Origin of the sequence: Lacisediminihabitans profunda, assembly GCF_008040105.1 — a bacterium.
GTDB classification, from domain to species: Bacteria; Actinomycetota; Actinomycetes; order Actinomycetales; family Microbacteriaceae; genus Lacisediminihabitans; species Lacisediminihabitans profunda.
In genome coordinates this window covers 1-535 of the sequence record NZ_VRMG01000108.1, presented here as the reverse complement: position 1 = coordinate 535, position 535 = coordinate 1, and the positions used below count along the sequence as shown (strand labels likewise).

Sequence of the window (535 nt, the reverse complement as noted above, 5' to 3'; positions counted from 1 at the left end):
GGCAGGTGGATGCGGCGGCGGAGTTCGCGTGACTGTGTCCGCTCGTTGCCGTTGTGCCAGTTCGACGAGGAACAAGCGCGACAAACGGGCACGCACGCGCGAACGCTCCAACGACAAGCGGGCACCTGCGCGCGAACGCCCCAACGACAAACGGCCACGCGCGCGAGGACACCCCAACGACAAAAGGCCGCACCCGAGGGTGCGGCCTTTCGTGTGGAACAGGTGCTACGGGAGGAGCGTCACAACAGTGCCGGCGCCGACGGTGCGGCCACCCTCGCGAATAGCGAAGCGGAGGCCCTCCTCCATGGCGATCGGCTGGATGAGGTTGACCGTCATCTCGGTGGTGTCACCAGGCATGACCATCTCAGTGCCCTCGGGCAGCGAGATGACGCCGGTGACGTCCGTGGTGCGGAAGTAGAACTGCGGGCGGTAGTTCGCGTAGAACGGGTTGTGGCGTCCACCCTCATCCTTAGACAGGATGTAGGCGTTCGCCTCGAACTCGGTGTGCGGCGTGACCGAACCAGGCTTGACGACA

General features: G+C 65.2%; 1 protein-coding gene. It reads right to left on the bottom strand.

What is annotated here, in order from left to right; all coding sequences use genetic code 11:
* Window positions 1-225: 225 nt before the first annotated feature.
* On the bottom strand, window positions 226-535 hold a 310-nt coding region (locus FVP33_RS19230; protein ID WP_484140801.1), incomplete at its 5' end, for an elongation factor Tu.